This window comes from Desulfosporosinus fructosivorans, assembly GCF_004766045.1.
In the GTDB taxonomy this organism is placed as follows: domain Bacteria; phylum Bacillota; class Desulfitobacteriia; order Desulfitobacteriales; family Desulfitobacteriaceae; genus Desulfosporosinus; species Desulfosporosinus fructosivorans.
In genome coordinates, this window is record NZ_SPQQ01000003.1 from 621,252 (window position 1) to 646,913 (window position 25,662).

General features: G+C 42.3%; 23 protein-coding genes. 18 read left to right on the plus strand and 5 right to left on the minus strand.

Annotated elements, in window-relative coordinates:
- Positions 1–19: 19 nt before the first annotated feature.
- Entirely contained in the window at positions 20–568 is a 549-nt protein-coding gene (locus E4K67_RS11050; protein ID WP_135546549.1) for a ferritin family protein, read from the minus strand.
- Positions 569–697: 129 nt separating this feature from the next.
- Here E4K67_RS11050 and E4K67_RS11055 point away from each other — a divergent pair, with 129 nt between their 5' ends.
- Complete coding sequence (locus E4K67_RS11055; protein WP_135546550.1) at positions 698–1,789, plus strand: TDT family transporter; 1,092 nt, start codon at positions 698–700, stop codon at positions 1,787–1,789.
- A gap of 146 nt (positions 1,790–1,935) precedes the next feature.
- Here the strand turns inward: E4K67_RS11055 and E4K67_RS11060 are convergent, their stop codons facing one another.
- Together E4K67_RS11060 and E4K67_RS11065 are read right to left on the minus strand one after the other, a co-directional pair.
- Positions 1,936–3,012 carry an FUSC family protein gene (locus tag E4K67_RS11060; RefSeq protein WP_243454416.1) on the minus strand — a complete coding sequence of 359 codons (1,077 nt, stop codon included), beginning with the start codon at positions 3,010–3,012 and terminating at the stop codon, positions 1,936–1,938.
- 90 nt (positions 3,013–3,102) lie between these two features.
- A complete protein-coding gene (locus E4K67_RS11065) occupies positions 3,103–3,747 on the minus strand; it encodes an HAD family hydrolase (RefSeq protein WP_135546552.1) in 645 nt (214 codons plus the stop codon).
- A 137-nt stretch (positions 3,748–3,884) separates the two neighbouring features.
- On the opposite strand from E4K67_RS11065, the gene E4K67_RS11070 reads away from it, so the two are divergent.
- The 3 genes from E4K67_RS11070 to E4K67_RS29725 all read left to right on the plus strand — a co-directional run bounded on the left by E4K67_RS11070 (position 3,885) and on the right by E4K67_RS29725 (position 6,247).
- Positions 3,885–4,058, plus strand: a complete 174-nt coding sequence (locus E4K67_RS11070) for a helix-turn-helix transcriptional regulator (protein ID WP_420841533.1) — start codon at positions 3,885–3,887, stop codon at positions 4,056–4,058.
- 535 nt (positions 4,059–4,593) lie between these two features.
- Positions 4,594–5,733 (plus strand): 3-deoxy-7-phosphoheptulonate synthase, encoded by a 1,140-nt coding sequence (aroF, locus tag E4K67_RS11080; RefSeq protein ID WP_135546555.1) that lies wholly within the window; start codon positions 4,594–4,596, stop codon positions 5,731–5,733.
- Between the two features lie 361 nt (positions 5,734–6,094).
- Positions 6,095–6,247: a hypothetical protein gene (locus E4K67_RS29725; protein WP_158408454.1), complete on the plus strand. Its 153-nt coding sequence runs from the start codon at positions 6,095–6,097 to the stop codon at positions 6,245–6,247.
- A gap of 121 nt (positions 6,248–6,368) precedes the next feature.
- Here the strand turns inward: E4K67_RS29725 and aspD are convergent, their stop codons facing one another.
- A complete protein-coding gene (gene aspD, locus E4K67_RS11085; RefSeq protein ID WP_199242516.1) occupies positions 6,369–8,000 on the minus strand; it encodes an aspartate 4-decarboxylase in 1,632 nt (543 codons plus the stop codon).
- A gap of 112 nt (positions 8,001–8,112) precedes the next feature.
- On the opposite strand from aspD, the gene E4K67_RS11090 reads away from it, so the two are divergent.
- The 4 genes from E4K67_RS11090 to E4K67_RS11105 all read left to right on the plus strand — a co-directional run bounded on the left by E4K67_RS11090 (position 8,113) and on the right by E4K67_RS11105 (position 11,504).
- The gene (locus E4K67_RS11090) at positions 8,113–8,604 is read left to right on the plus strand and encodes a CBS domain-containing protein (RefSeq protein WP_135546557.1); all 492 of its coding nucleotides are present in this window, start codon (positions 8,113–8,115) and stop codon (positions 8,602–8,604) included.
- 246 nt (positions 8,605–8,850) lie between these two features.
- On the plus strand, positions 8,851–9,927 hold the full coding sequence (locus tag E4K67_RS11095) for a cytochrome c3 family protein (RefSeq protein ID WP_135546559.1): 1,077 nt from the start codon (positions 8,851–8,853) through the stop codon (positions 9,925–9,927).
- Between the two features lie 323 nt (positions 9,928–10,250).
- Positions 10,251–10,886, plus strand: coding sequence for a hypothetical protein (locus E4K67_RS11100; protein ID WP_135546561.1), 636 nt, complete (start codon positions 10,251–10,253; stop codon positions 10,884–10,886).
- A 6-nt stretch (positions 10,887–10,892) separates the two neighbouring features.
- On the plus strand, positions 10,893–11,504 hold the full coding sequence (locus E4K67_RS11105; RefSeq protein WP_135546563.1) for a DsbA family oxidoreductase: 612 nt from the start codon (positions 10,893–10,895) through the stop codon (positions 11,502–11,504).
- Between the two features lie 247 nt (positions 11,505–11,751).
- On the opposite strand, the gene E4K67_RS11110 is transcribed toward E4K67_RS11105, so the two are convergent.
- The gene (locus E4K67_RS11110) at positions 11,752–13,413 is read right to left on the minus strand and encodes a ribonuclease J (RefSeq protein ID WP_135546564.1); all 1,662 of its coding nucleotides are present in this window, start codon (positions 13,411–13,413) and stop codon (positions 11,752–11,754) included.
- A 516-nt stretch (positions 13,414–13,929) separates the two neighbouring features.
- Here E4K67_RS11110 and E4K67_RS11115 point away from each other — a divergent pair.
- From E4K67_RS11115 to E4K67_RS11160, 10 genes are all read left to right on the plus strand, one after another.
- Positions 13,930–14,601 (plus strand): futalosine hydrolase, encoded by a 672-nt coding sequence (locus E4K67_RS11115; RefSeq protein WP_135546962.1) that lies wholly within the window; start codon positions 13,930–13,932, stop codon positions 14,599–14,601.
- A gap of 1 nt (position 14,602) precedes the next feature.
- A complete protein-coding gene (locus tag E4K67_RS11120; RefSeq protein ID WP_135546566.1) occupies positions 14,603–15,445 on the plus strand; it encodes a 1,4-dihydroxy-6-naphtoate synthase in 843 nt (280 codons plus the stop codon).
- A 355-nt stretch (positions 15,446–15,800) separates the two neighbouring features.
- Positions 15,801–16,412, plus strand: coding sequence for a DUF2238 domain-containing protein (locus E4K67_RS11125; RefSeq protein ID WP_135546964.1), 612 nt, complete (start codon positions 15,801–15,803; stop codon positions 16,410–16,412).
- 132 nt (positions 16,413–16,544) lie between these two features.
- On the plus strand, positions 16,545–17,117 hold the full coding sequence (locus E4K67_RS11130; protein WP_476728668.1) for an NfeD family membrane protein: 573 nt from the start codon (positions 16,545–16,547) through the stop codon (positions 17,115–17,117).
- Positions 17,118–17,141: 24 nt separating this feature from the next.
- Positions 17,142–18,746, plus strand: coding sequence for a flotillin family protein (locus tag E4K67_RS11135; protein WP_243454418.1), 1,605 nt, complete (start codon positions 17,142–17,144; stop codon positions 18,744–18,746).
- A 358-nt stretch (positions 18,747–19,104) separates the two neighbouring features.
- Complete coding sequence (locus E4K67_RS11140; protein ID WP_135546572.1) at positions 19,105–19,374, plus strand: spore coat protein D; 270 nt, start codon at positions 19,105–19,107, stop codon at positions 19,372–19,374.
- 330 nt (positions 19,375–19,704) lie between these two features.
- Positions 19,705–21,012: a phenylacetate--CoA ligase family protein gene (locus E4K67_RS11145; protein WP_199242517.1), complete on the plus strand. Its 1,308-nt coding sequence runs from the start codon at positions 19,705–19,707 to the stop codon at positions 21,010–21,012.
- 82 nt (positions 21,013–21,094) lie between these two features.
- A complete protein-coding gene (locus tag E4K67_RS11150) occupies positions 21,095–22,690 on the plus strand; it encodes an L-lactate permease (protein WP_135546968.1) in 1,596 nt (531 codons plus the stop codon).
- Positions 22,691–23,343: 653 nt separating this feature from the next.
- Positions 23,344–24,687 (plus strand): MFS transporter, encoded by a 1,344-nt coding sequence (locus tag E4K67_RS11155; RefSeq protein WP_135546574.1) that lies wholly within the window; start codon positions 23,344–23,346, stop codon positions 24,685–24,687.
- Between the two features lie 81 nt (positions 24,688–24,768).
- A complete protein-coding gene (locus E4K67_RS11160) occupies positions 24,769–25,635 on the plus strand; it encodes a 3-hydroxyacyl-CoA dehydrogenase family protein (protein WP_135546576.1) in 867 nt (288 codons plus the stop codon).
- The last annotated feature ends 27 nt before the right edge of the window (positions 25,636–25,662 follow it).

Genomic DNA, 25,662 nt, shown 5'->3' on the forward strand with positions numbered 1-25,662 from the left:
TATTGCCTTGAAAAGGCATTTACATATCGTGGGAGTAAAAAAATTCATAATTTTCCAGCCAGTGATGAGTGAGTGTTTCGTGAATTTCATTTAAAGTATTTAGATGCACTTTTTCCCATTTCACGAGGCGCTCATAAAGTGCTTTAGCTTCAGGGGAAATGGCTTTTTCAGCCGCCTGGGAATAGAAGTCGATGGCAGCTTGTTCCATTAAAGTTCCAACTTTAAAGACGGCTAGATCCATAGTGGCAGTTTGGAAGAGTTTGCCGTCTTCAAATTGTTCCTTTGCCTTAGCGAACAACTCAGGTGACTTACCTTTCTTTTCTCGTTCTGTTTGGTTTTTATGCTGAATATCCAGCCAACTTACGAACTCATCCTCAAAAGTTTTCTTTTGGAGAAGTCTTTCGAAAAGGTTCTTAAGCCATTTTTCATGGTCGGCTTCTTGGTCCTTCAAAAAGATCAGGGCCTCTTTGACTTCCGGATTGGAGGTTCTTTCGGCTGCTAGGTCATAGAACGCCATTCCTTCCACTTCATTGAGAATGGCCTGACGAAGAACATCTAAATCATCCATGTTTAACACTCCTTATGAATTTGATCAACAGTGCTTTTTAGCAAAGTTATTAATTAGTTATTCTCTAAAGATAGTTTAATTCCTTTTTTAGAATTGAAACTAAAAAGATAAAAGGAGGAACATTTTAATATGCTACAACGTCATGGCATAAAATATTTTGCACCGGGTTGGTTTGCTGTGGTCATGGGCACAGGAGGGCTCGCAAACGTTCTATATAAATGGCAAGATAGTTTTTCTGCAGGACTCAATCTAGGAATAATTCTCGCAGCATTAGCAGATGTCCTATATTTTTTGATGCTCGTCCCTTGGATTATCCGCTGGGTATCATTTTTTAAGTATGCCCAAAGGGACCTTCATCATCCCGTGACGAGTAATTTTTTTGTAACTATGCCCGTGGCTACAATCATCGTAGGGACTAATATCTCTAATATTTGGAGCGGTTATTTCGGCGGACCGCTTACCTTTATGCTAATAACTATTGCTTGGATGATAGGAATTGTGGGAGTCACCTTTTTCACGTACTATACTACTTTCCGAATCATGCAGATTGAAGTGGCGCCCACGCCAGAAACAACAAACTTCTCCTGGATTATGGCGCCGATCGCCAATATGGCTACTTTGTTGCTAGGCAACAGTGTTTTGAAAATGAGCTTAAACTATCAGCCGACATGGAGTATGTCTATTTTGATTACGAACTTAGCAATGCTTGGCATAGGATTTTTCTTATTTATCTTTATCAGTGCAGTAATTTTTGTTCGGCTTGCCCAATATCCCCTTCCACCTGCGGAATTAACCCCTTCCTTCGGAATCCTATTGAGTGCAGTAGGTTTGGCTGTTATTGCCATCATCGATACGGCGAATAATGCTAATAATCTTAGGATATTAGCATCCGTAGATTTAGCGTATCTGGTAGCAGCGGTCATGTGGGGGTTTGGTATTTGGGTTTTAGGAATTATTGCAATGATCTGTTTCTACCACATTAGAAGAGGCGGGTTTCCGTATGGTTTGGGGTGGTGGGCGTTTATCTTTCCTTTGGCAGCCTATACAATAGCAAGCCAGAAAATAGCCAGCATATTTTCGACACCCCTTACGTATTGGTTTTGTGCGTTTTTAACTATCCTCCTCATTCTTCTCTGGTGCTATACATTTTTCTATACGGTTGTTGGGGTTCTCAATGGTAAACTCTTTATGGGTCGTCCAATCCCAAAATCAACACAGTAAGGGTAAATTCAGTAATTCCCCTACTGTTTGATTTTGGAACGATTTATCTAACCGTACTAACTCCCACTTCAACAAGTGGGAGTTAGTATCTTGCACTCTACTTCGGTGACGAATGCCTTCGATGTTCAAACTTTAGCGAAACAAGTTCACTTATTGAGCAAATTAAGTAGGGACTTTGTGCGGCGATCTGCCCAGCGCAGTTCTGTCGCGACAACTGAGACCTCCATTAAGGCCCGTAGATAAAAGACGCCACTGACTTTTCGGTTCCACTCATCAATAGCCTTGTCAAACAATTCCCAGTAAAAAATGTCCTCACAATATAATTCTGAATCTTGCTTTTGATAGGCTGTTAAGCTAAGGGTATTAATCAGTCCAGCAAGTTTATCTTTACCGGCGGACAAGACATCCAATACCCCTTGGAATTCTGCGTTGATCTCATGGAGTTCTTGCTCAGAATATGCTGCTTGTCTTCTTTTGACCCGTTGGGAGGTCATTTCATTAATACTTTGCCCTCGTTCGATGAAGCCACGGCAAATTTCCAAGCGTCTTTCAATTAATCTCGGATTGTCTGCAACGTTTATTTCTTCCCGAGCATGCTCATTGAGTGCGATCACTTCTTCAAGTAGATCATTAAGTTCTTGCGGGTCCGGTTTTTGAAAGGAGGTTAAGTTTCCTGCTTGAACAAAGGTGTGCAGACTTTCTAAGAAATAGGTTGACGTGAGCAGGAAAAGAGAGTGGAGAGTACTCAGTAATTTAGTTTTGTATCTTGGTGGGGCTAAAACACGGTTAATAAGTAAGGCCACCCCAACTCCGACAAAGATACTAAGAGTTCGGGCAAACGCGTGGGTTAGGAAGGCTTCAGGGGGAGAATCAAGGATAAATACGATCGATACAATCCCCAAAACAATACCACCTGACCAACCAATCTTGTTACATAAGAGAATGAGGATGATTACCCCTGAACCGATGGAAATTGGATTTGTTCCAAAGAGTAGACCTATTATTAAGGACAACGTTGCTGCTAGTAAATGAACACCAATTTGTTCCCAGGCATTATTTAAGGACTTACTGACGGACGGTTGCATGTTTACGACAGCAGTAATAGCAGCAAAAGAAGCAGGTTCAATACGAAATACTTTACATATGAGGAATGTGGTTGTCACAGCAATTCCTGTCTTAATTGTGCGTGCTCCAATGAACATATAGATTCCTACTTTCGGCATATGCTGTCACTTCTACAAAAATATTGCAATGAGAATAAGGTTGTCGCGTTCGCGGCCAACCTTATTTAAAATTATTTGACCTGTTTTTAATCATATGATCGTTTTAATGATCCATTCGTTGAACGATTCAACGTTATAAAAGGCGTAGGCTGGCTTCATAGCTAATACTTTTTGTATTTGTACGGTTTCAGCCCAGAGCGCACTGATTGGTAAAACTCCAACTTCTCTAGCAGCCTGCACATCATAGGCGATGTCCCCGATATAAACGACTTCATCTGGTGAGAAATTCCAAAGTTCTAAGACTTGTTTAATATGTTCTGGTTTACTAGCATGGTGCTCGGAGCCAGTGATTATCACCTCGAAAAATTCTTTTAAGCCTGAGTGCTTCAAGGAAATTTCCATGCTACCCGCGCCCTTGCCTGAAACTAGGGCTAATTTCAGGCCACGCTCATGCAACAGGGTTAGAGCCTCAGCGACCCCTGGAAAAGGCTCAGCATAGGGCAGGTGAAGTCGGTCATACTCATTTAGATAAAACTCTAGAACCTCGTTCCATGAATCAGGGAACAACTTTTTAAAGATGCCTTCTTCCGAAGGCCCAAATAATGAGGATAATTCTTGGTCAGCGTAAACGCGCCCACTGAACTTTAATAATGTAGTATTAAGACTGGTGCGAACAACTGGTAGTGAATTTATTAAGGTCCCGTCCAGATCAAAGATAAAGCCTTTAAGTTTCATTTTTCACTCCTTATTTGACCTAGTTATTTTGATATATTATATATCAGAATAACACATCACACACACATTCAATTTCTTAATTACTGGGATAACTCGTGAAATGTATAATCAAAATGTCAGAGTCTTCAAGGGAGCGAGTGAATGAAGACGAGAATTATAAGAACTTCGAACACGATATTGATCTCACTCAGGAACAATTGGCCAAAAAGGTTGGAGTAAGGCGTGAAACGATTGGGTATCTTGAGAAAGGGGAATATAATCCCTCCCTCAAGCTTGCTCGAAGCTGCTCGTGTTTTGAATTCAATGATTGAGTAACTATTTGTTTTTGAGGATAATGATTTATTATAACCCAAAAAGGTGAGAACGTAACTTATCTAACAAAGCATTCCTCAATTGCCCTTGAATTTTGTTTATTGGGGTGCTAGTATAATATTAACCGTTGAAGGGGAAGTAAAATCGCGAAATCAACCTCACAGAGAGTCGAGTAAGGTGGAAGCTCGGCAGGTATCGGAGCGAGTAAATGGGCCCCAGAGGGTGGAACGAAAAAGCTTAGGCTTTAGTAGTAACCAACGCAAAGCCAGCGTTACCGGGCTAAGGGTGTGTTGGCACTCTGCAAAAAAGGACGCAGATTGTTCTGTGCGTCAATTAAGGTGGTACAGCAGATTAACGTCTGTCCATATCGAAGGACAGGCGTATTATTTTGCACTCAGAAAGAATTGATATAGTTATATACTTTCTGAAAAGATAAGTGCAACTAAGGTTATCGCCGGCGCCTGAGGGTCGAGGATGAGTGAAACGTGCAGAGAAAGAAACCCCGCAAATTTATATTTGAGGGAGGTAATTAGTATGAACGATTTAAGATTAGCAGGACTTAAAACTACGCGAAGCACCATTGAGGTCAAAGGGATAACCATCGGAGGAAAAGAAATTATCCTTATGGGTGGACCCTGTGCCGTAGAATCAAGTATTCAAATGAGTCAATCTGCCGAAACAGTCAAACAGGCGGGTGGTAAGATTCTGCGCGGTGGGGTTTTCAAACCGCGTACCTCACCCTATAGTTTCCAGGGCTTGGGCTTGGAAGGTCTCAACTATTTGGTTAAAGCCGCTAAAGAACAGGAACTCCTTTGTGTGACAGAGGTTATCGATGCGGCTAGTCTGGAGCTAGTGGTCGATGAGGTTGATATTATTCAAATCGGTGCGCGGAATATGCAAAATTTCGAGCTTCTGAAATTAGTCGGTAAAAGCAAGACCCCGATTATTCTTAAAAGAGGGTTGGCGGCGACAATAGAGGAATGGCTGCTGGCTGCCGAATATATTTTAGAGGCTGGTAATCCTCAAGTTATCCTTTGTGAACGGGGTATTCGCACGTTTGAACCCAGTACCAGAAACACCTTAGATTTAAGTGCTGTTGGAGTGGCCAAAGAACTATCCCATTTGCCAGTCATTGTCGACCCGAGTCATGCAGCCGGTAGAAGAGACTTAATAGCTTCCTTATCTAAGGCGGCTATCGCAGCAGGGGCGGATGGATTGTTAATTGAAACTCACCCTAATCCCGCTGAAGCAGTCAGTGATGGACCCCAGTCTTTGACCCCCGAACAGTTTATCCAGCTAGCCGCCGAGCTTGGGGTGGTCGCGGAATCAGTTAAGAGAGTTTTCACGTTTGGTGGGATTGGAGATACTCTGGAAGTGTTGCGCACCCAGATTGACAGGGTGGATCAAACTATTATTAAATTGTTAGCAGATCGTATGCAAATCGTCCAAAAAGTTGGAGATCAAAAACGCTTGGACCGGGTCAAAGATACTAACCGTCAGAATGAAATTATTCAGCGCTTGAGTAACCTTGCCGCTGAACTTCAACTTCCTCCCGATTTGGTTAAAAGGCTGTATCCGATGATTTTTGAATTTGGAGTTCAATCCCAAATCAAGAGCAAGCTTGCTCAGGATCAAGTATTGGAATCGGCGCTGTATACCCTTGGAAGTAAATAGACAAACCAATTATAGCAAAGAGAGGTTGGAAGCATTGTAACGCTTCCAACCTCTCTTTGCTATAAATTAGCATCTATTTTTAATAGCGAATATCCTTCATCCATCCAATCGTGAGAATCCCAATTCGATAAGTGGGAATTAGTATTCCGTACTCCGCTTTTATGGGGGGGAAACTCCCCAACGGAGTCTCAATGTTCAACTTTAGTTGAACGGTTCAAGGCCGATAATTTAAAGATATAATCAAATCACATAATTGAGTGGCTATATAAACATACTTATCATATCACGGTCAATAAGTACTTAAGCTGAAAAACCGTTTTGCAAAATGGCTTAATTCTAAGATTAGAAAGGAGGAACTACTTTGTCCCCTAAACGGAAAGAAATATCTAAACAGGTCACTAACCAGACGTCAACTCATAAAAACTCCCCAACCGTCAATACATCTAAGAAAGAAAGAGACGCTATAATTCCATCAAAAGATAAAAGTCCAGATGATCTGGAAATTTTCGATTGATTGTCTCTTTGAAATTATTTTGAAATGAAAGTGTGGCTTATTGGATCGAATATTTATGAAACAAGGCTAGAGGCGCTATTCGCTTCTAGCCTTGTCTCTTTGTCTAAGAACGAGGGCGGGGTTATTTTAAAGCCTTCCAGGAGGTTGCATATTCTTCAAACGTTTTTTGGACGGTTTTTCCGATTTGTAGATAAGCTTCATCATTCAAGTTGGCCAGAGAAGTGCGAATGGACCACTTTGGCCCGCCAAACCCCCAGCCGTTAAGTAGTACAATCGAAGATTCCTCTGCTAAACGAAAAAGGATGTCTGTGGGTTCATAGTTGGCTTGTAGATAGTCCGAGAATTTGTGACCGTACTTAATTTCAGCCCACACCAACAAATCAATTTGGCTGTAGTACGCCGCGTCAAACTGATCAGTGCGTAACTCCAGTCCAAAGCCTTCGTATAATAATTCTTGCCGATGGCGACAAATTCTCTGAGTTAACTTCTTGTAACGATTTTCCCTGTCAAGCAACGCGAAGAGAGCAAATAGCCCCATTTGTACTTGCTGAGGCGTCGATAAACCTGCAGTGTGATTAAGAGCGACTTGGCGACTGTCCGCCACCATCCTATCAATAAACCGAAGTTGTTCAGGATGCAAACTGATTGTTCCATAACGCTCTGCCAGCGCATCAGTTTCATCGCGCGGGAGATCCTTTAACAGTTGATCAAAGACATTGTCTTGATGAACCGCGATAACTCCCAGACGCCAACCAGTAGCCCCAAAATACTTTGAGAACGAGTAAACTCCAAGTGTATTGAACGGTAATTCAGCCATTAGGGAACGGAATTTATTGACAAAGGTGCCGTATACATCATCTGTAATAATCATTAAGTTTGGATTGTGCTCTTTTACCAACTTAATGATATGGTCTTTCGATTCGTTTCTTATCGCTACTGAAGGTGGGTTGCTTGGGTTAACAACATATAAAGCTTTTATACTAGGATTGGCAAGTTTATCAATCTCTGAATTTGCATATTGCCAAGTGTGAATGCCCCTTTCATCCATTTCCAGCGCATTAATTCTAATAATTTCAAAGTTATAGCGTTCTAAATGTGGAATCTCGAGATAGGGGGTAAATGTGGGTACCATGAGCGCAATCTTGTCTCCAATGGACAGTAACTTATTCGCGATCAAAGAATCAAAAATATAACACATCGCCGCAGTGCCACCTTCAACCGCGAACAAGTCGTATTTTCCAGGTGGAGAATCATTATTGCACATTTCCTGAATAAGATAATCATGAACAACTTGTTCCAGATGAGAGAGCATGCGATCGGGTACTGGGTAATTATCGCCGATAATTCCATCTACGAGTTCATGGATCCAGGCATCTGGATTAAATCCCCAATTGATTGCCCCGTAATCAAGGGCTTTCTTGAGGAAATCGGCTCCAGGGGCATCTTGATGTTGTTCCAGGTATGTCTTCAGACGTGCTGAGATGTTGTTGGTCTTTGGCATGCCAGCAAGGTCAGCATCTCTCCAGGTGCTGCGTGTCTCCTCCATAGCAAATTGGCCGAGGGTAAAGAACGCTTCTCGTGGTGTTGCTGCAATCCAGTTCGGGTTGCCCCTGCCCGCATTGAGCATCGCCCAAATGCTAGTATCTCCATTTTTATTGGCAAGGCTAATTAATTTGTCCTTCAGTTCAAAAGGGCTAAGTTGCTCGTAAGTTTGTTCGATTTTTCTGCGGACGATATTGTTAATAGTGATCATTCCTTCCTGAATAATTAAATAAACTGACTAAAGTCATTGTTATTCTTCTAATAAGTGTTATTGTTAACCTAACAAGGAAAAAAATACAAGATGAGAAAGGGAGGAACTTATTATGCCTGAAACGAAAAAAGTAAAAGAGTTAATGGTTCCCATTTCTGAATACCCCGTAGTTTATAATACCGATACCTTAAAAGATGCTATAAGGGTTCTTAAAACCTATCATATTGACAGCAAGGAACATCGTTCCATGTTAGTCTTTAAAAGAGAAGGAACGGAAGAGAAACTTGCTGGTATTTTAACCGTGAGGGATATACTCAATACCATAAAAGGAAAAACTATGAGTTATGACAATAATGAGCTTTTCACAATGTCATGGAGCAGATTTTATGGTAAAACTTCTTTAGGAAATAGCGTTTCTACTAAGGTTGAAGAGGCTATACGCCCGCTAGTCACTGAGTTTGTTCAAACCGAACAGGATGTATCTGATGCAATTCGTATCATGATGACAAAGGGGATTAATATTTTGCCGGTATTTGAAGGGGAAAAACCGGTAGGAATTGTCCGGGCTATTGATATACTGGATTATATTGGGGATTTGCTATAACTAATAACTAAAACATAGATATCAAAACAAAGAGAGTTTGTAATAAACTGAAACCAGTTTTTTACAAACTCTCTTTGTTTGCCGTTCTAGATAATCATTCCGTCATCCTTTATAAAAAAATATTTATAAACTTACGAAATTCTTGCTATAGTATCCATCAATTCGTTACATACTATGGCTAGAAATATAAAAGGAGGGACATCTGCAAGATAAAGTGATAAATTATCTTACTAGGAGGGTAAACGAATGATAAATAGGATAAGGTACGGTATATTAGTCGTAGGTTTTATATTTCTAAGTGCGTTGGTGTTCGCTGGATGTGGGCAAACTCCAGCCCCTACGCCTACACCACCTACACCAGTTGCTACGACGACTTATGCCGGAGATGCCTCTTGTAAAGCATGTCACGAGGGTACGCACACATCCTACCAGACGAGTAAACACTCAACAGCCTTTAAACCCCTGTCGGCATATCCAATGACCGCTCCCTTAGGAACAATTTCCGTATATGACGCATTGAATACAGAAAATAAAACACCTGCTCAACTTGATCTTTCTAAAGAAGGCACTGTGTTAGGCGTGATGATGGATGACTATGTGGTCGCTAAAGTCCCTGGATTTAAGGAGAAAATCTACCGCGTTGCAGCGGTACACAAAGCGGGAGACAAATGGGAGGTGCAGCCTGCCAAGGAAGTTCTCGATGCTGATAAAAAACCCGTTCTTGGAGAAGATGGAAAGCCCAAGTGGTCGGCAGAGAGCTACACCTGTGGCAAATGTCATAGCCCCGGAGTCGAAGCGAATTCCCCAAGTCTGGGGGTGTCCTGTGAATCTTGCCACGGCGCAGGCTCGGCTCACGTAACTGCTGCGAATGATAAGAAAAAGGGCAGTATTAACGTCCCTGATTCGGAAGATTGCTTAACCTGTCATAAGTCTGATCCGGCAAAGGATGCAAAAACAGGAGTTATTACTGTAAACACGCATTATGGAACACGAAACTTCTCAGCCAGTGCACATTCTCAAAGTGGACAACTTAAAGGGTGCATGACTTGTCATACTGTGCATAAGGCAAACGCTGCTGGTTCGTTGCTCCAAAAGGATAAGGCTGCGGATATTTGTATTTCTTGTCACGCGGAGAAGAAATATGACCCGGCCAAGATAATGTGGAAAAACCCAACGGATGAAAGAGGTCATTTTACCGCTGACCATAGTTTTGGTATTAAGTATGAAGACCTAGGGGATGATCTTGCAACAAAACCGGTTGAAGTCACTAATCCTGCAACTATTGAGCTACTTAAGAAAGCAGTACCAGATCTGGCTAAGTAGTATCAAAATTATTGAAAAAGGGGCAGAGTTAAATCTCTGTCTCTTTTTTTAATGTCAATTCAGCCAATTGTGAGACTCCCAATTCTATAAGCGGGAGTGCTACTCAAGACTTAACTTTTGTAGATGTAGACTTCACCGAAGTCTCGATTCAACTTTAGTGGACCGAATTACCTTCTTTCTGTTTTGGAAGAAGATGGTCTTTTAATTCAGCCGAATTGTATAGATTTGTATAGGGAAAAGATAAGGGAATTGGCGATTTAAAGTCAAATGCGGTATGATTGGATTACAATGAAAGTTAATCTTTGAAAGGCGTGAGGTATAAGATGTCTACACAACTAAAACCATGGCGTATCTATACAGAAGAGTGGAATCCATCGGAGGAACAAATTAATAGTGTATTTCCTATTGAAGAGATAGCAGCAGAAATAGGGAAGGACCTCAGCCTTGAGGTATTACGGGATGATGAAGTAAGACTGAAATATCCTGATCTTTATAACATTTCAGTTCAGGCTAGAGCACATAACCGGGGGCTCGTCGAACTATTACAGACATATTATGAATCGAATAGAGAGAGTCCGGAGCTTGCCAGTTTATTAGGGGTGCAATTACCACAAATCATGTGGGTTGATAATTTAGGTTTAGAAGACAAGATTATTACGATTCTTATATCAAAGCTTAATAAGGACGAGGTTTTCATTAACGATATCGTCTTAGTCAAGAATGAAGACTTCGACCCATTAAGTGATGCTTTGCTTGATAAGATCCTTAAAAATTTGCGTAAGTTTGCCAAAGAGCAAGGCGCTAAATATCTGTCGGGTTATGCATCGAATAGGAATACGTTAAAACTATTAGTAGGTAAGGGATTTAAAGAAGATCATAGACCGAATATGGGCAATGATTATCTTTCATCGATAGCAAAATCGACTGGCGAACAGTTCCCTTACTATGATGAGCTTTAAATTCCTATGACAAAAAAGATGACGGTCTACTCAGATTTCTTATGACCCTTTTGTATAATTGGGAAAGTCCCACTTGACCAGTTGGTTAAGGACAAAAATATTAAGGTAGAATGGAAAGCCTTTGAACTTAGGCCCGAAGGGGTTGAACTCCCAGAAAAGCCTCCGGAAAATCTTGCCCGGGCGAAGGCTGGTATTGAGGCGTTAGGCCGAAAGTACGGTCTTCTCATGACCTTTAATAATAAGAGTAAACACTCCAGATTAGCTTTAGAAGGTGCTAAATTTGCGGAAAGACATGGGTTGGTCAACGAATATCACGATGCAGTTTTTGCCGCGCAATTTCAAAAAGAAGAAAACATTAATGACTTGAACGTTTTGTGCGAATTAGCTAAGCAGATCGGTTTAGATCAGCAGAAATTTAGGAATGCACTCGTGACTAGGACCTATGAACAAGCTGTTTTGCAGGATGTTGAAGAAGCCCATAGTTTAGGTATTCATACTGTTCCCTGTTATATTGTAGATGGTCGCGCGCTATATGGCGCGCAGAACTATCGAACTCTTGAGAGACTACTTCAGGGAGATGGAACTGGGTTCCCCTTGGATACTAACCTATTAAAGTGATTATATAGTTGCAACAGAAATGTAATAATAATCTAGGCCCCGAAGAGAAATTAACCTCATCGGGGGCCCTGTGTTTCGCAATGTGAACGCAATAGACGATTTGTACTGCCTGAGAAATTAATGACTATCCGCTTCTTCGGGTCCGTTAGAAAATCAAGAAAATGATATGACATGCCTCAAAAAAGGGCATGTCATATCATTTTGCGAAGACACATGGCGCTTTGATCTTGACTGAAAGTGAGTGTTATTATACCTCTTGGAAAATCGGGATAACCATAGGGCGCCTCTTGGTCTTATCATAAAGATGTCTGCTGACAGCATCCCTGACGCGATTTTGTAAAAGGGGAGTTTCTCGGATACCATTTTGGAGACTGCGGGCAATAGTTTGTCTGGTAATCGCTTTTACCTCATCGAGCATAAAGTTAGACTCTCGAACATAGACAAAACCACGAGTGACAACATCTGGGCCGGCTAATATGCTACTTGTTGCGCTATTGAAGGCTAAAATGATGATCAGGATTCCATCTTGGGATAAGAGTGTGCGGTCTTTCATAACACTATTTCCAATATCCCCGATTCCTAAACCATCGATAAAAACTCGACCGGCAGTAACGTTATCAGCAAACTTAGCCCCATGGCTTGTAAACTCTATCACATTGCCAATTTCGGCTACGAATATATTTTCCCTAGGGATTCCTAGTTGTCCAGCGAGTTCAGCATGTTTCATGAGCATGCGGTATTCCCCGTGGACCGGAATAAAGTACTTAGGCTTTACCATGGTTATCATGAGTTTAAGCTCTTCTTGACTGGCGTGACCTGAAACGTGCATCCCCGAAATAGATTCATAGATGACTTTGGCCCCTAACTTGAAGAGCAGATCAATATTCCGAGACACTGCTTTTTCATTTCCAGGGATAGGAGAAGCAGAAAGAATCACTGTATCCCCCGGATAAATGGAAATCTGACGGTGATTATGCATGGCCATACGGGTTAGGGCAGCCATCGGCTCCCCTTGACTGCCTGTCGTAAGGATGCATACCTGGTTGGCCGGTAAACGCATGGCCTCGTCAACATCAACGAGCGTGCCTTCTGGGACATCGAGATAACCGAGCTCAGAGGCTATGCTCACGACATTGATCATGCTCCGTCCTACGGTCGCAACCTTGCGGTTGTATTTGGAGGCAGCGGAGATCGCTTGCTGAAGCCGATTGACATTGGAAGCAAAACTGGCAAAAATAACTCGCCCCTCTGCGTCCTCAAATGCCTTGTCAATATTTTCTCCAACGAGGCGCTCAGATTTTGTAAATCCTGGACGTTCCACATTGGTACTGTCAGACATGAGACAAAGAACTCCGTTGTCGCCAAGCTCTGAAAATTTATGTAAGTCAAGGACCCCTCCACTCACTGGTGTATGATCTAGTTTGAAATCCCCAGTGTGAACAATGGTTCCTAGGGGAGAATGAATGGCTAAACCGACGGTGCCAGGTATGCTATGACTGCCATTGATAAAATCTACGGAGAACGAACCAAGTTTTATGGTTTCTCCAGGTTGGATGACATGGGTGGTTACTTGCCCCAATTTAGCTTCTGTTAGTTTATATTGAATTAAACCAATGGCCAAGCGTGTTGCGTAAATAGGAACGCTCAAATGTCTCAATAAGTAAGGTAGTCCCCCAATATGATCTTCATGGCCATGAGTGATCAGGATGCCCAGAATCATGTCTTTGTTTTCAATGAGGTATGTATAATCAGGGATAACGAGGTCCACCCCCAACATATCATCGTCAGGAAACGCCAGACCGGCATCGACTAACAAAATTTGATCATTATAGCGTATAGCGGTTGTGTTTTTTCCAATTTCCCCTAGGCCACCGAGGGGGATAATTTGCAATTTATTTTCTTTGGTCAAGTGAATAGTACCTCCTACTTTAAAATTCTTTAAATGATTAGCCAACATGAACAAATCATGAAGTATACGAGCATAGTATTTTAAGCAACCAGTCTTGCTCAGAAAATCCGAGAGGCCAATTCCTATAAAACTCATTATGTAGTCTTTGCAGAAACCATTATAAGAATACGTAAAAATACAAACGCCCACGGTATTAAAAGGTATTCTTAAGAAATATAAGTCCGCACGAAACCCATTAACTTTTACTATAACTTAATAGGATGCCTATTGCAAGGTTTGCTTGAGTTAATTAATCAGTTTATACTGGGACATAAAGAGATCCTTTCTATTGGAAAACGATTGTTTGACAGTAACTTTACAACAAGAGAAACTGACATTAGGCATAGGGGTATAAATTGTTGGGAGACTATATAAATGCAGCTTATTAGTTAATAGGATTAGAGAGAAATTTCGAAACTAATACAAGGGAGTAGGAACTTGAAGATTAAACAAAGAGCAGAAAAACCATTCGGTTTAATGTCTTGCGGTCAGCAATCTGAAGTGCGTATTCTTATAATGACCGCTGTCTCGGTCGAGAGAGATGCGGTATTGCGTGGGCTACATAGCGATTCGAGGTTTGATGTCCTGTTGGCTGGTGTCGGCTCGGTAGCTGCCGCAGTGAACACAGCTAAGGCATTGGCTACTTCTGAGTACAGTTTGGTCATAAGTGCCGGTATTGGTGGGGGTTTTCCTGGTAGAGCTGAGGTGGGTTCACTCGTGCTAGCAAACGATATTATGGTGGCCGACTTGGGTGCAGAGACCTCAGAAGGTTTTCGTAGTGTGGATGATTTGGGCTTCGGCTGCAGCCATATCCAAATCGATGCTAGTATAGTGGAGCTAGTGGAGCGTGTTACTAGAGCGATGCTAGTGGCCGGGTTGCCGGTTATTACTGGACCAGTGCTCACGGTATCAACCGTTACCGGTACGGCAGAGAGAGCCGTAGAACTGGCTACTAGAATACCAGGGGCCACTGCTGAAGCTATGGAGGGGTTCGGTGTAGGATTCGCAGCAGTTGATCGCGGTTTGCCAGTTCTGGAGCTTCGTGCAATCTCCAACATGGTCGGTCCGCGTGATCGATCTACTTGGCGCATCAAGGACGCTCTAGACGTTTTGGAAGTAGCTAGCTCAGTATTGACGGAGGTGTTTTAGTGTGAAAATTTCAATTTCGCCATGTCCCAACGACACATTTGTTTTTCATGCCTGGGTACACGGTCTAATTCCTGGTGCACCTCGGCTTGATGTAACCTACGCAGACATTGATATTACGAATACTTTGGCAGCCGGCTCGGCGGGACCAGATGTTGTCAAGATTTCGTACGCTGCACTTCCCTGGGTCTTGTCTGAGTATGCATTGCTGCCATGTGGGGGCGCTTTGGGTAAAGGTTGCGGGCCAATGGTACTGACGTCAAACCGTGCGGGTTGTAACAATGATTCAGCAAGGCTATCCGGTAGACGTGTAGCGGTTCCTAGTGAACGATCAACCGCTTATTTGCTTTTCCGGTTATGGGCGGCTCAACATGTGCCAGGGGGAGTGGGTGAGATTGTCGTTTTGCCATTCCATGAAATAATGCCTGCGGTGCGTGACGGTTTGGTTGATGCGGGGCTTGTGATCCACGAGGCACGTTTCACTTATCCTTCATATGGGCTAACCCTCTTAGCTGATTTAGGCAGTTGGTGGGAGCAAGATACTAACCTACCGATCCCGCTGGGTGCGATCATTGCTCGACGTTCACTGGATTTACCTGCAATCACCGGTTGGATTCAGGCCTCGGTAAAATACGCCTGGGCTCACCCGGAGGAATCGAAGGAGTACATACTGCACCACAGTCAAGAATTGTCCCCTGAAGTAACTCAAGCACACATTAAACTGTATGTAAACGAGTTCACCGAAAATATTGGTGAGACAGGGTATAAGGCGGTTGTTGCCTTGTTAAGCCGAGCTTCGCAAGAAGGCCTAGTACCAAAGATTGATTTGACAGCACTATATTTGTAGAAAAAATTAATAAACTTCAATAGCCATCCTATTTAGGATGGCTATTGAAGTTTAATTAATATTACTTCTATGGAATATAAGCAAGCCACAAAACGTATCGTGTGGAGGGACCCTCACACTTGTTTGAGTTCTTGGTATTGGTATAAAGAGGGATTAATGGTTTTTTGGAGAATACTGTCAGGATTCGAGAAAGGCGGGTAAAATTTTACAAAATTAATAAATTAAATGTAACCATATGGGATAGTAAACCCCTCTATAAATCGAAGGGGAGAATAGGGGGAATTTCAAGTTTTCAATTTGTACTACAATGGAACGCAAAGGAGAAGAAATTGAAGTGAATCATGGACAAAATAAGATGGATTTTGAACTAAAACATATTGGCTTCTTATTAATTTTCTTGGTAACTTTACTCTGGTCTGTCATTAATCCGAAGGATTTGTTCACGTGGTTTTTGGAGGTACTACCTGCTCTGATAGGGTTGGCAGTCATCCTAATCACTTATAATCGTTTCAGACTGACCAACTTAGTGTATGTTTTGATATTAGGACATGCGATTATTTTGGTCATAGGGGGGCACTACACCTATGCTGAAATGCCTTTCTTTAATTGGCTACGAGATACGTTTCAGCTTGATCGGAATTATTACGATCGTTTGGGTCATTTCGTACAGGGCTTTGTGCCTGCAATTATTTGTCGAGAAATACTATTATACAAGTCCCCTATAAAGAGTGGTAAACTATTGTCTTTCCTTGTTATTAGTATTTGTCTTGCGATTAGCGCTTCGTACGAATTAATAGAATGGGGTGTAGCGGTAACTACTGGTAGTGCAGCGGATGCTTTTTTAGGGACTCAAGGAGATGTCTGGGATACGCAATGGGATATGTTTCTGGCCTTATGTGGGGCGGTAATTTCTCTGCTAACACTTCAAAGATTCCATGATTCTGTTCTGAAACAAAGGCACCAGTGAATTATAATTCCGTTTGTGAATAAAGAGGGATTTATTGGGTTCTAGAGAATAATATTAGAATATAGGAAAAAGGTGGAGGTAATTTGGAGAAATGGGAGTAAACCTTTACAAGGGGGAGGTGGTAGCTTGAATATGGATACCATGACGAGCATATTCAATGTATGTTTACTAACGGGGTTTGCTGTACCAATCCTGAATCTGTTAACAGGTGTATTCGGGTCAATATTCGATGGGAATTTCGACTTAGATACAGGTCATGATTTTGATGGATTCGTACCATTCAATTTAATGTGTACTTGTTTTGCATTGATTGTTTTTGGGTCGCTCGGAAGATTGTGTGTGCCATATATGACGAATACCTTATTTAAAGCCATAATTATTGCGTTGTTAGCGTTAGTATCTTTTGTAGCTTATTTGTTGTTATATAAATATGTAATAGTTAAGTTGAAACGTAATAGCCCTTTAGCAATAACGAGTTATGAGATAGTGGGGTTAGTAGGGAAATTAACGTTGAGGGTGACACAGGATAGTGATGGGGTTGTATCCGTATTGGATAGTACTGGGGCAGCCATATCTTATAGGGCTAGGGCATGTGACTTCTATAAATTTGACGATAGCGGTAGGATAGACCAAGGAACAGAAGTTGTGGTCACAGGGTTTGATAAGGATGCAAATATTTATTATGTACATCCGTTGTACGAATAGAAAAAGAAAGTGGAGGTGGATTTAATGTTTAATTCGGTCTTTGGGGTTGTAGGGATAATCTTGTTAGGTCTTATTCTTATCATCGTGGCGGTATTGAGCACGTGGAAAAAGATACCCTCAGATAAAGCGGCTGTAATTGTTGGGTTGGGCAAACCTAAGGTAGTAACTGGTGGCGGTACAATGGTAATCCCGATTATACAGAGAATGGATGTAATTACACTAGAGAACATTATGTTTCCTGTAGAAATCCGACAAACTAAGACGGCATTAGGGGTCCCACTTAATGCAGAAGGTATAGTTGTAATTAAGGTGAAGAATGATGAAAATAGCATTTTAGCTGCAGTGCAACAGTTTAACTGTACAAAAGATGAGCAAACATTAACTACAATCAGAACCCAAGCATCCGAAATATGTAAAGGTAAACTTCGCGAAATTGTATCATCCATGAGTGTCGAGGATATTTACAATGATAGGGAAAGCTTTTCAGCTAAAGTACAGCAGGTAGCAGGAACCGAACTGGGCGAAATGGGTCTTGAGCTCAAATCATTCACTATCAATGACATCACGGATGATGAAGGATACATTGAGGCTCTTGGTAAAGAGCAAATCGCAAAGGTTAAATCATCCGCTGCTATTGCGGAAGCTGAAGCGGCTAAAGAACGTGAAATTCGTACTGCAGAGGCGCTTAGAGAACAGCAAATTAAAACGGCAGAGGCTCGTAGACTTGGTAAACAGGCAGAGCTCGGGGCAGAGGCTCAAATTGCTGAGGCAGAAAAAGATAAAGAGTTAAAGATACTCGGGTACAAGAGGGACCAAGAAACCCAGAAAGCCGTAGCGGATGCGGCCTATCAAATTCAGCAAAACATTACCTCTAAAGAAGTTAAGAATACTGAAATGGATGCACTTGTGCTTGAAAAGCAACGTGATAAGGAAGTAGCTGAAGCGCAAGTACAGGTAATGATCATAACAGAAGAGAAGAATATCGAGCTGGCTAAACGTAAGGCTGAGAGAAAAGAAGCTGAGCTATTAGAGACGGTTGTTAAGCCTGCTGAAGCGGCTCGACAAAAACAACAATTAGAGGCAGAAGGGAAAAAGTTTGAACAAGTTAAAGCGGCTGAAGCCGAAGCGGAAAAACTCCGCTTAGAGGGTGAGGCTCAGGCTAGTGTCATTGAGGCGGTGGGTAATGCGGAGGCTGGTGCCATAAGGGCGAAGGGGTTAGCGGAAGCTGATGCACTTGCGGAGAAAGCAGAAGCACTTGCAAAAATGAACGAGGCAGGTAAACTCCAGATGGTTATTGAAAAACTTCCTGAAATCGCACGAGCAGTTGCTGAACCTCTAGCTAGAATTGATAAAATTACAATCATTGGTGGTGGGGGTGGTTCAGATGGAACATCTGAAGTAGCGAGATACACAGTGGGGGCACTTAAGGCAGTAACTGAGGCCCTAAAGGAAACGATTGGGTTTGATCTTATGGATGTAATGAAGGCAAATACATTCGAAGCCAAGACAACCAAGAACATCAACCTTGATGTAAAGGGTCTGCCGGAGGGTCAAGGATTAAGCAACGAGACTATAAGTGCTGCTGTAGATAAAATAATCGAAGATACTGAGAAAACAACCAATGCTTAACAAAAAAATGTTAAAAAGTAGGGTGCCTAATTTATAGGCGCCCTACTTTTAAGTTACCTTAAAAACTGGATCATTAGATACGAATTTAGGGCGAGTCTATGGTTCAGAGGGCCCAGTCTGAAAAGCCAGCACTGGTAAGTTTAGTCGTCAGAAAACCTGGGATGCGTGGTTGTTTGCAGAGAATTGATGGACATGACCTAACGAAAGTTATAACTCGAACAATCTTATTGTTTCTAGCCTAATTTCTAAAGAAATCGTCAAAGGGGAAATAGGTATTCTTAAAAATTGGATTAAAATGTAACAGTAACCATAAATATACTTAGTGAATATAGTATCCTAGATAAGGAGGTGTTTTCTGGTGCATGGTTGTGTAAGACCAATTTGTTGCCCCCCACAGTATTGCGTGCAAGATTTTTACACCCAACGATTTGTCCCTGTAATCCATCCGATTGTGACTATCAATCGCCAAAACATTGTCGATGTTCCTCAGCATATTTATCAGCGAGCCGAAAGAACCGTGGTTGTTAATCAAGGCTTTCAAGGTCAAGTACAAGGGCAAGGAGCGGACTTTCTAGCTGCTCAAGGGACTCAAGGAACTCAAGGATTCACTAATCGTCTTTTTCGTTAAATCATATGGGAACTAAAATCCTATACCACGCTTATTTCAAGCGTGGTATTTATCTAATCTTTCATATAGACAATTCCACAATAGTTAGTTAAAATAGATAAGGTAGAACCTGTGAGTTGTTTCACAGGGTGTAGTAAGGTAGCAGGAGTGACTGGAAGAATTGGTATATAGGTGAATTTTCACAGTACGGAAGGATGGTAGAGAGAAATGCATTTAACGATTGTATTTAAGTAGCTATCCTTTTTGTGATAGCTATTTTTGTTTTCTTGTATCTCTATCAAACAGCAACGGGTTTTAGAAATCATTCAGTAGAAGAAAGGTTGGTTAATCGTGATCTGGAATAAAGAACAAGAATGTATGACCCGCAGTCGATTAGAAGAACTGCAACTGGAACGTCTGAAGTGGACAGTTAACAGGGTGTACAATAAGGTTCCGCATTATAGGGCTAAATTAGATGAACTAGGTATCAAACCCGAGGATATCAAATCCTTGGCGGATATAAAGCGTTTGCCTTTTACTTCAAAGGTCGACTTAAGGGATAATTATCCCTTTGGTCTCTTCGCCGTCCCTCAGAAGGAAGTTGTTCGTGTCCATGCCTCATCGGGTACCACTGGCCGACCGGTGGTCGTCGGTTATACTGCTAACGATCTGAATACCTGGACTGATCTGACGGCTCGTATGGTTACTATGGCCGGCGTCACCTCGGAGGACGTTGCCCAGGTAGCTTTTAACTACGGCCTTTTCACAGGAGGGTTTGGTTTGCATTATGGCTTAGAAAGGGCAGGGGCCCTTGTCGTCCCCGTTTCTGGCGGGAATACCGAACGACAGATTATGTTAATGCAAGATTTTGGCACTACAGTGCTCATTGCTACACCTAGCTATTCTTTATATATCGCTGAAGTTGCTCATAAAATGGGGGTAGATATCTCCTCGTTGAAACTACGGGTCGGGTTGTTTGGGGGGGAACCCTGGACGGAGGAAATGCGTAAGGAAATTGAATCCAGGCTTCATATTATTGCTACAGATAACTACGGACTAAGTGAGGTCATGGGGCCGGGTGTCGCTGGAGAATGTGTACACAAGTGCGGTCATCATATTGCAGAAGACCACTTTATCATAGAGACTATTGATCCCGAGACAGGTGAAGTCCTCGAACCTGGCCAGGAAGGGGAGATGGTTTTTACTTCCTTGACTAAGGAAGCGTTTCCGGTGATCCGCTTTCGGACCAAGGACATCTCTTGCATTACCCAAGAGCCCTGCGAGTGTGGTCGCACCACTGCGCGTATGCGCAAGATCATCGGGCGGACGGATGATATGCTGATTATTCGAGGAGTTAATGTCTTTCCTTCCCAGATTGAAAGCGTCCTAATGACCATCGAGGGTATCGGTCCTCATTATGTCATCAATGTTCATAGACGTAACTTCCTTGATGAACTTGAGGTAGTAGTTGAACTCACCCGTGAAGATTTGCTCGAACCCTATTCTAAGCTGGAAGACTTCACAGGATACATCCGCCAGAAGCTTCACGGCGTTCTCTCCATTAATGTTCGCTTAAAGATCGTTCAGCCAGGAACCCTAGAACGCAGTGCAGGTAAGGCCAAGCGGGTCTTTGATTACCGCAATCAGTCCAATCAGTAGGAGTGATTCATGAGCTGCCTGTGCGAATTTTTAATTGCAAATCCGTACAAGAGGATTGAATTTGAATGAGGTGCTAATTGAGATGTCAATAAGTTCGCTTTTACTTACGTTGACCCCTATTGCCGTAATCATATGGATGCTCGTTGTTTGGAAGAAGCCTGCGGATATTAGTGGTATCGTAGGATGGATCGCTATATCAGTTATTGCTTTCTTTTTCTTCCAAACGAGTCTTGAAGTGATATTCAGGTCTACCATTGCTGGGTGGGTAAAGTCTTTTACTGTCTCTTTAGTAGTCGCAACTTCTTTATTGCAGATGGCTTATATGGAGAAGACAGGTGCGCTCAAGAGGATTATTATTTTAATTAAAACGATTGCCAGCGATAACAAGGCAGTTCAAATCATGTTGGTAAATATCGGATTTGGCACCCTAATGGTGTCTGTGGGGGCTACTCCTGTATCCCTGCTTCCGCCTATTATGTTGGCACTTGGTTATTCAACTTATGTTTCAATAGCACTGCCTTGTATTGGGTATGATGCTCTTTGCACCTATGCACTTTTGGGGGCCCCCATTGTCGTTTTTGTCGACGTGGCGAATTCATTTCTCGGCAAGGGTCATGAAATTAGCTTATCACAGGCTGGTGGAGTGTTTTTCATGTTCCTGCCAGTCATTTCTACCTTGATTGGTTTCTGCATGCTCTGGATTGTCGGACGGTGGCAAGGAATCAAAGATGGCTGGCTACCGTGCATTATTACTGGAGGGGTAATAACTCTCGTCTCATATTTTACCAATCAAGTAGATAGATTAGTGGTTCTGACCGGAATCATGTGTGGCGCAGCCGTAATTGTCGCCATGGTAGTTTACCTTAAGGCAACTGGGAACAAGGTCATTGACAAGAGTAGGCTCACAGCTGAGGAATTGGAGTATGAAAAAAAGTTCTCCCTCTGGAAGGCCTTAACACCTTGGGGAATCCTTATTGTAGTCATTATCGCGCTCAACCTTCCTACGGATATGTTTAACTTTCTATATCGGAAGGTTACTCTGCCAATCACTGGTTTGTCAGCAGATGGTAAGCCTATTATGACGAGAGCGTTGTGGAACGCCTATACTTGGATCTTTGTGAGTACCTTTCTCTCTATGGCCTTTATAAAACCAACGTCTTCTCAATTGAAAGAGACCTTTAGGGTGTGGGCGAAGAGGGCTCCCCGACCAGTTTTTGCAGTAGCTATTTTCTTTAGTATAGGGGAAATAATGAACATGTCCGGTTATGATATGGTAGCCAATAAGTATGCTGTTGCAAGCATGGTGCAGGTCTTAGCGAACTTTTCATCCCAGATCTTCAGTAACGCTTACGGTTCGGTTGTTGCTTTCATTGGCTTATTGGGAGGATTTATTACTGGTAGCGAAGCTTCAACGATTGCAATGTTTGCAACGTATACAATGAAGACAGCAAACATACTTGAGATGGGTGTGACAGGAATGCTCATTATCACTGCTGGTTTGGCCTTTGGTGGCGGACTAGCAAGTGTTATTTCTCCAGCAAAGTTACAAAACGCTGCAGCAGCAATTGATAAGTTAGGTGAAGAAACAAAGGTTATTAGAATCGCCTTTGTATTTGCCTTACTGTTAACAGTAGTGACAGCTGTTTTGGTAGTCGTATTTTTGAAGATGTATGTCTAATTAGCAGGGTCTTAACCGAGAGACAGAGAAAAGCCCATTATCCCGACTTGAGAGGGGGAATGGGCTTTTCCCGTCTCTCGTGAGACTTCCCCTTATTACAAGTGGGAGTGGCAGCTCGTACTCTGATTCGGTGGGGGTAGACTCACTCACGGAAGCCTCGATGTTTTTGTTAAGTTAGCTAGTTCACTTAACTTAACTTAACTTAACAAAAACGGAATCGAGTGGGTTCGCTTGTAGAAATATCGAGTAACAACAATTTGGTTGCATTGTTAATACAATGTATCAAATATGCAACCGTTTTGTAGTGGGTATGCAACTAATAATTGGAGTTGACTAAAAAGACTTAGGAAAATAGATTAATAGGACCATTATAGATAAGTCCGAATTTACAAATTTATCAGTAAATTCGGACTTATCTATTTTTTCGGAAACTTTATTTGGTAATTCAATCGGTTTGGCATGGATTTTGCGTATATCAACCAGTAGCGGTGAATTATCAATCCATTACAAGGGGGGCGATGTAAAGGCTGAGCTGTAATTGAGATTATTGGGACTAATTACTTATGAACAAGAAGGAAGGAAACAAATTTAGAATCTCTATGTATCAACGACTAAATGTAAACGCTGACGGGGTGAGGGGGAGGGGCAAATGAATGATTAAATCTTCGATCTCTTCGGTTATTGACAGATTGGGCGTCTCGAAATATACGTATCTTATTTACGTTTTAGTGGGTCTCGCTCTCTTCTTTGACGGGTACGACTATATGATTGTGGCCTATACAATGCCTCAAATGGCGAAGGAATGGGGGTTGTCGAAGGTTCAGACTGGAAGCCTTGCTTCCTGGAGCGTTATTGGGTTATTGATAGGGGGCTTGATTTCAGGGATAATTTCGGATCGCATTGGGAGGAAAAAGACTCTTGCTTTCTTTGTTGCATTTTATTCTCTGCTAACCTTACCCATTTATTTTGTGAATAGCTTTGAAGCATTCGCACTTCTCAGGATTATTAGTGGTATTGGTATAGGTGCATGTATACCAATCGGCATAACCATGATGTCCGAGAGTGTTCCAACTAACAATAGGGGATTTTTCATATCATCTATAATGGCGTTTTATGTCTTTGGCTGGGTAGTCGCTGGTATTGTAGCCATATATACTGTTCCATTATTTGGTTGGAGGATGTGTTTTCTTACTGGAGGGTTACCTGCTATTTACGCTGTGATTGTACTACTTAAACTCCCAGAATCGGCCCATTGGCTTTTAGGCAAAGGGCGGGAAACAGAAGCCATACAGTTGATTAAACGTATGGAGATAGCAGCGAAGGCCGAAGCTGGCGAGTGGCCGCTGGGCAGTCTCGTCGCACCGCCTCCCCCTAAGAAAATAGGAGTAAATGCTCTTTTTTCTTCAGAGTATCGCAAACAAACGTTAACTCTTTGGCTTATTTACTTCATGGGTTCAGTCGTGATCTATGGTATAACAAGCTGGTTGCCCACCCTGCTTGTCGGAAAAGGGTATGGTTTGGTTAAGGGTTATTCTTTCGCTGTTTTACAAAATGTTTTTGGAATGATTGGTGGGTTTGTCACGGGTTTCGCGGCTGATGCCTTTGGACGTAGAAAAAACGTAATTTTTGGTTGGATATTTACGGCAGTAGCCATTCTCCTTCTAGGGGTTGCAACAAGTCAAGGGCAAGTTGTTGTTTGCGGGATGTTAGTTGGCCTCGCCATGAATTGGGGGCTCAGTGGGACCCAGCCTCTCTTAGCTGAGGCATATCCAACTGAGTTTAGAAATACTGGTGTCTCTTGGGCTCAGTCCTTTGGTCGAGTCGGAGGATTTCTTAGTCCGATATTCGCAGGTTATATTCAACAGCTCGGTGTTGGTTTTAGCGGTACTTTTGTATTTTTTGCAATCGCGGCAGTCATAGCTGCTTTGGTAGCACTGTTATTTGTAGCAGAAACAAAAGGGAAAAGCATCGAAAGCTTAGCCAGTGCTAAAGCCTAATTATTAAATCTTCGTTTCTTGCTTCATTGAAGTAGAAAGCCTTTTAAATCGAGCGAAGTATTAAATAATGGAGGGGTTATCATGACGATTAGAAAGATTGGGGTTTTAGGTGCAGGTGCAATGGGGGGCGGAATTGCCCATCTGGCAGCAGCAAAGGGTTTTGAGGTGGTACTTTGTGATGTGGAGCAACGGTTTGTTGAAGGTGCAATTAATCGTATTGCCGCTTTCATGGATAAGAGTATTGAAAAGCAGAAAATGACAGTGGCGGAAAAAGAGGTGGCCTTAAAGCGGATCAGCATCACGACGCGGATGGAGGATTTTGCCTCAGTGGATATGGTGATCGAGGCAATCTTCGAAGATATTGAGGTTAAAAAAAGCGCTTTCGAAAAACTGGATAAGATTTGTTCTCCAGAGACAATTTTTGGCTCTAATACTTCCTCCATGTCAATTACTGCATTAGCTGCTGCTACCTCCCGACCAGATAAGGTTGTTGGCTTGCATTTCTTTAATCCTCCCCTGATCATGCGGTTGGTTGAAGTCATCCGTGGCTATTATACGAGCGATGAGACTCTAAAATTGGCTTCTGAAGCTGCTCAGATGATGGGCAAAACTCCTGTGGTAGTTAAAAAGGACACTCCTGGTTTCATCGTAAATCGCGTTATGATGCCCCAGTTCCTCGAGGCTATCCGCATAGTTGAGGAGGGAATAGCCACTCCAGAGGATGTTGATACGGCTGTTAAATTGGGTTTGAACTATCCCATGGGTCCCTTCGAACTTATGGATTATACAGGCGTAGACATAGCTGTACATGTAGCGGACTATTTTTTCAGTGAATCTAAAGATACGAAATGGAATGCACCTCAGACAGTGAAAGCTCTGATCCGGGCCGGACGACTGGGCAAGAAGACTGGTGCCGGGTGGTACGAACACAAAAAGAAAGGAGAATGAGGGAGTTTAATAACTTAAATTAACTGA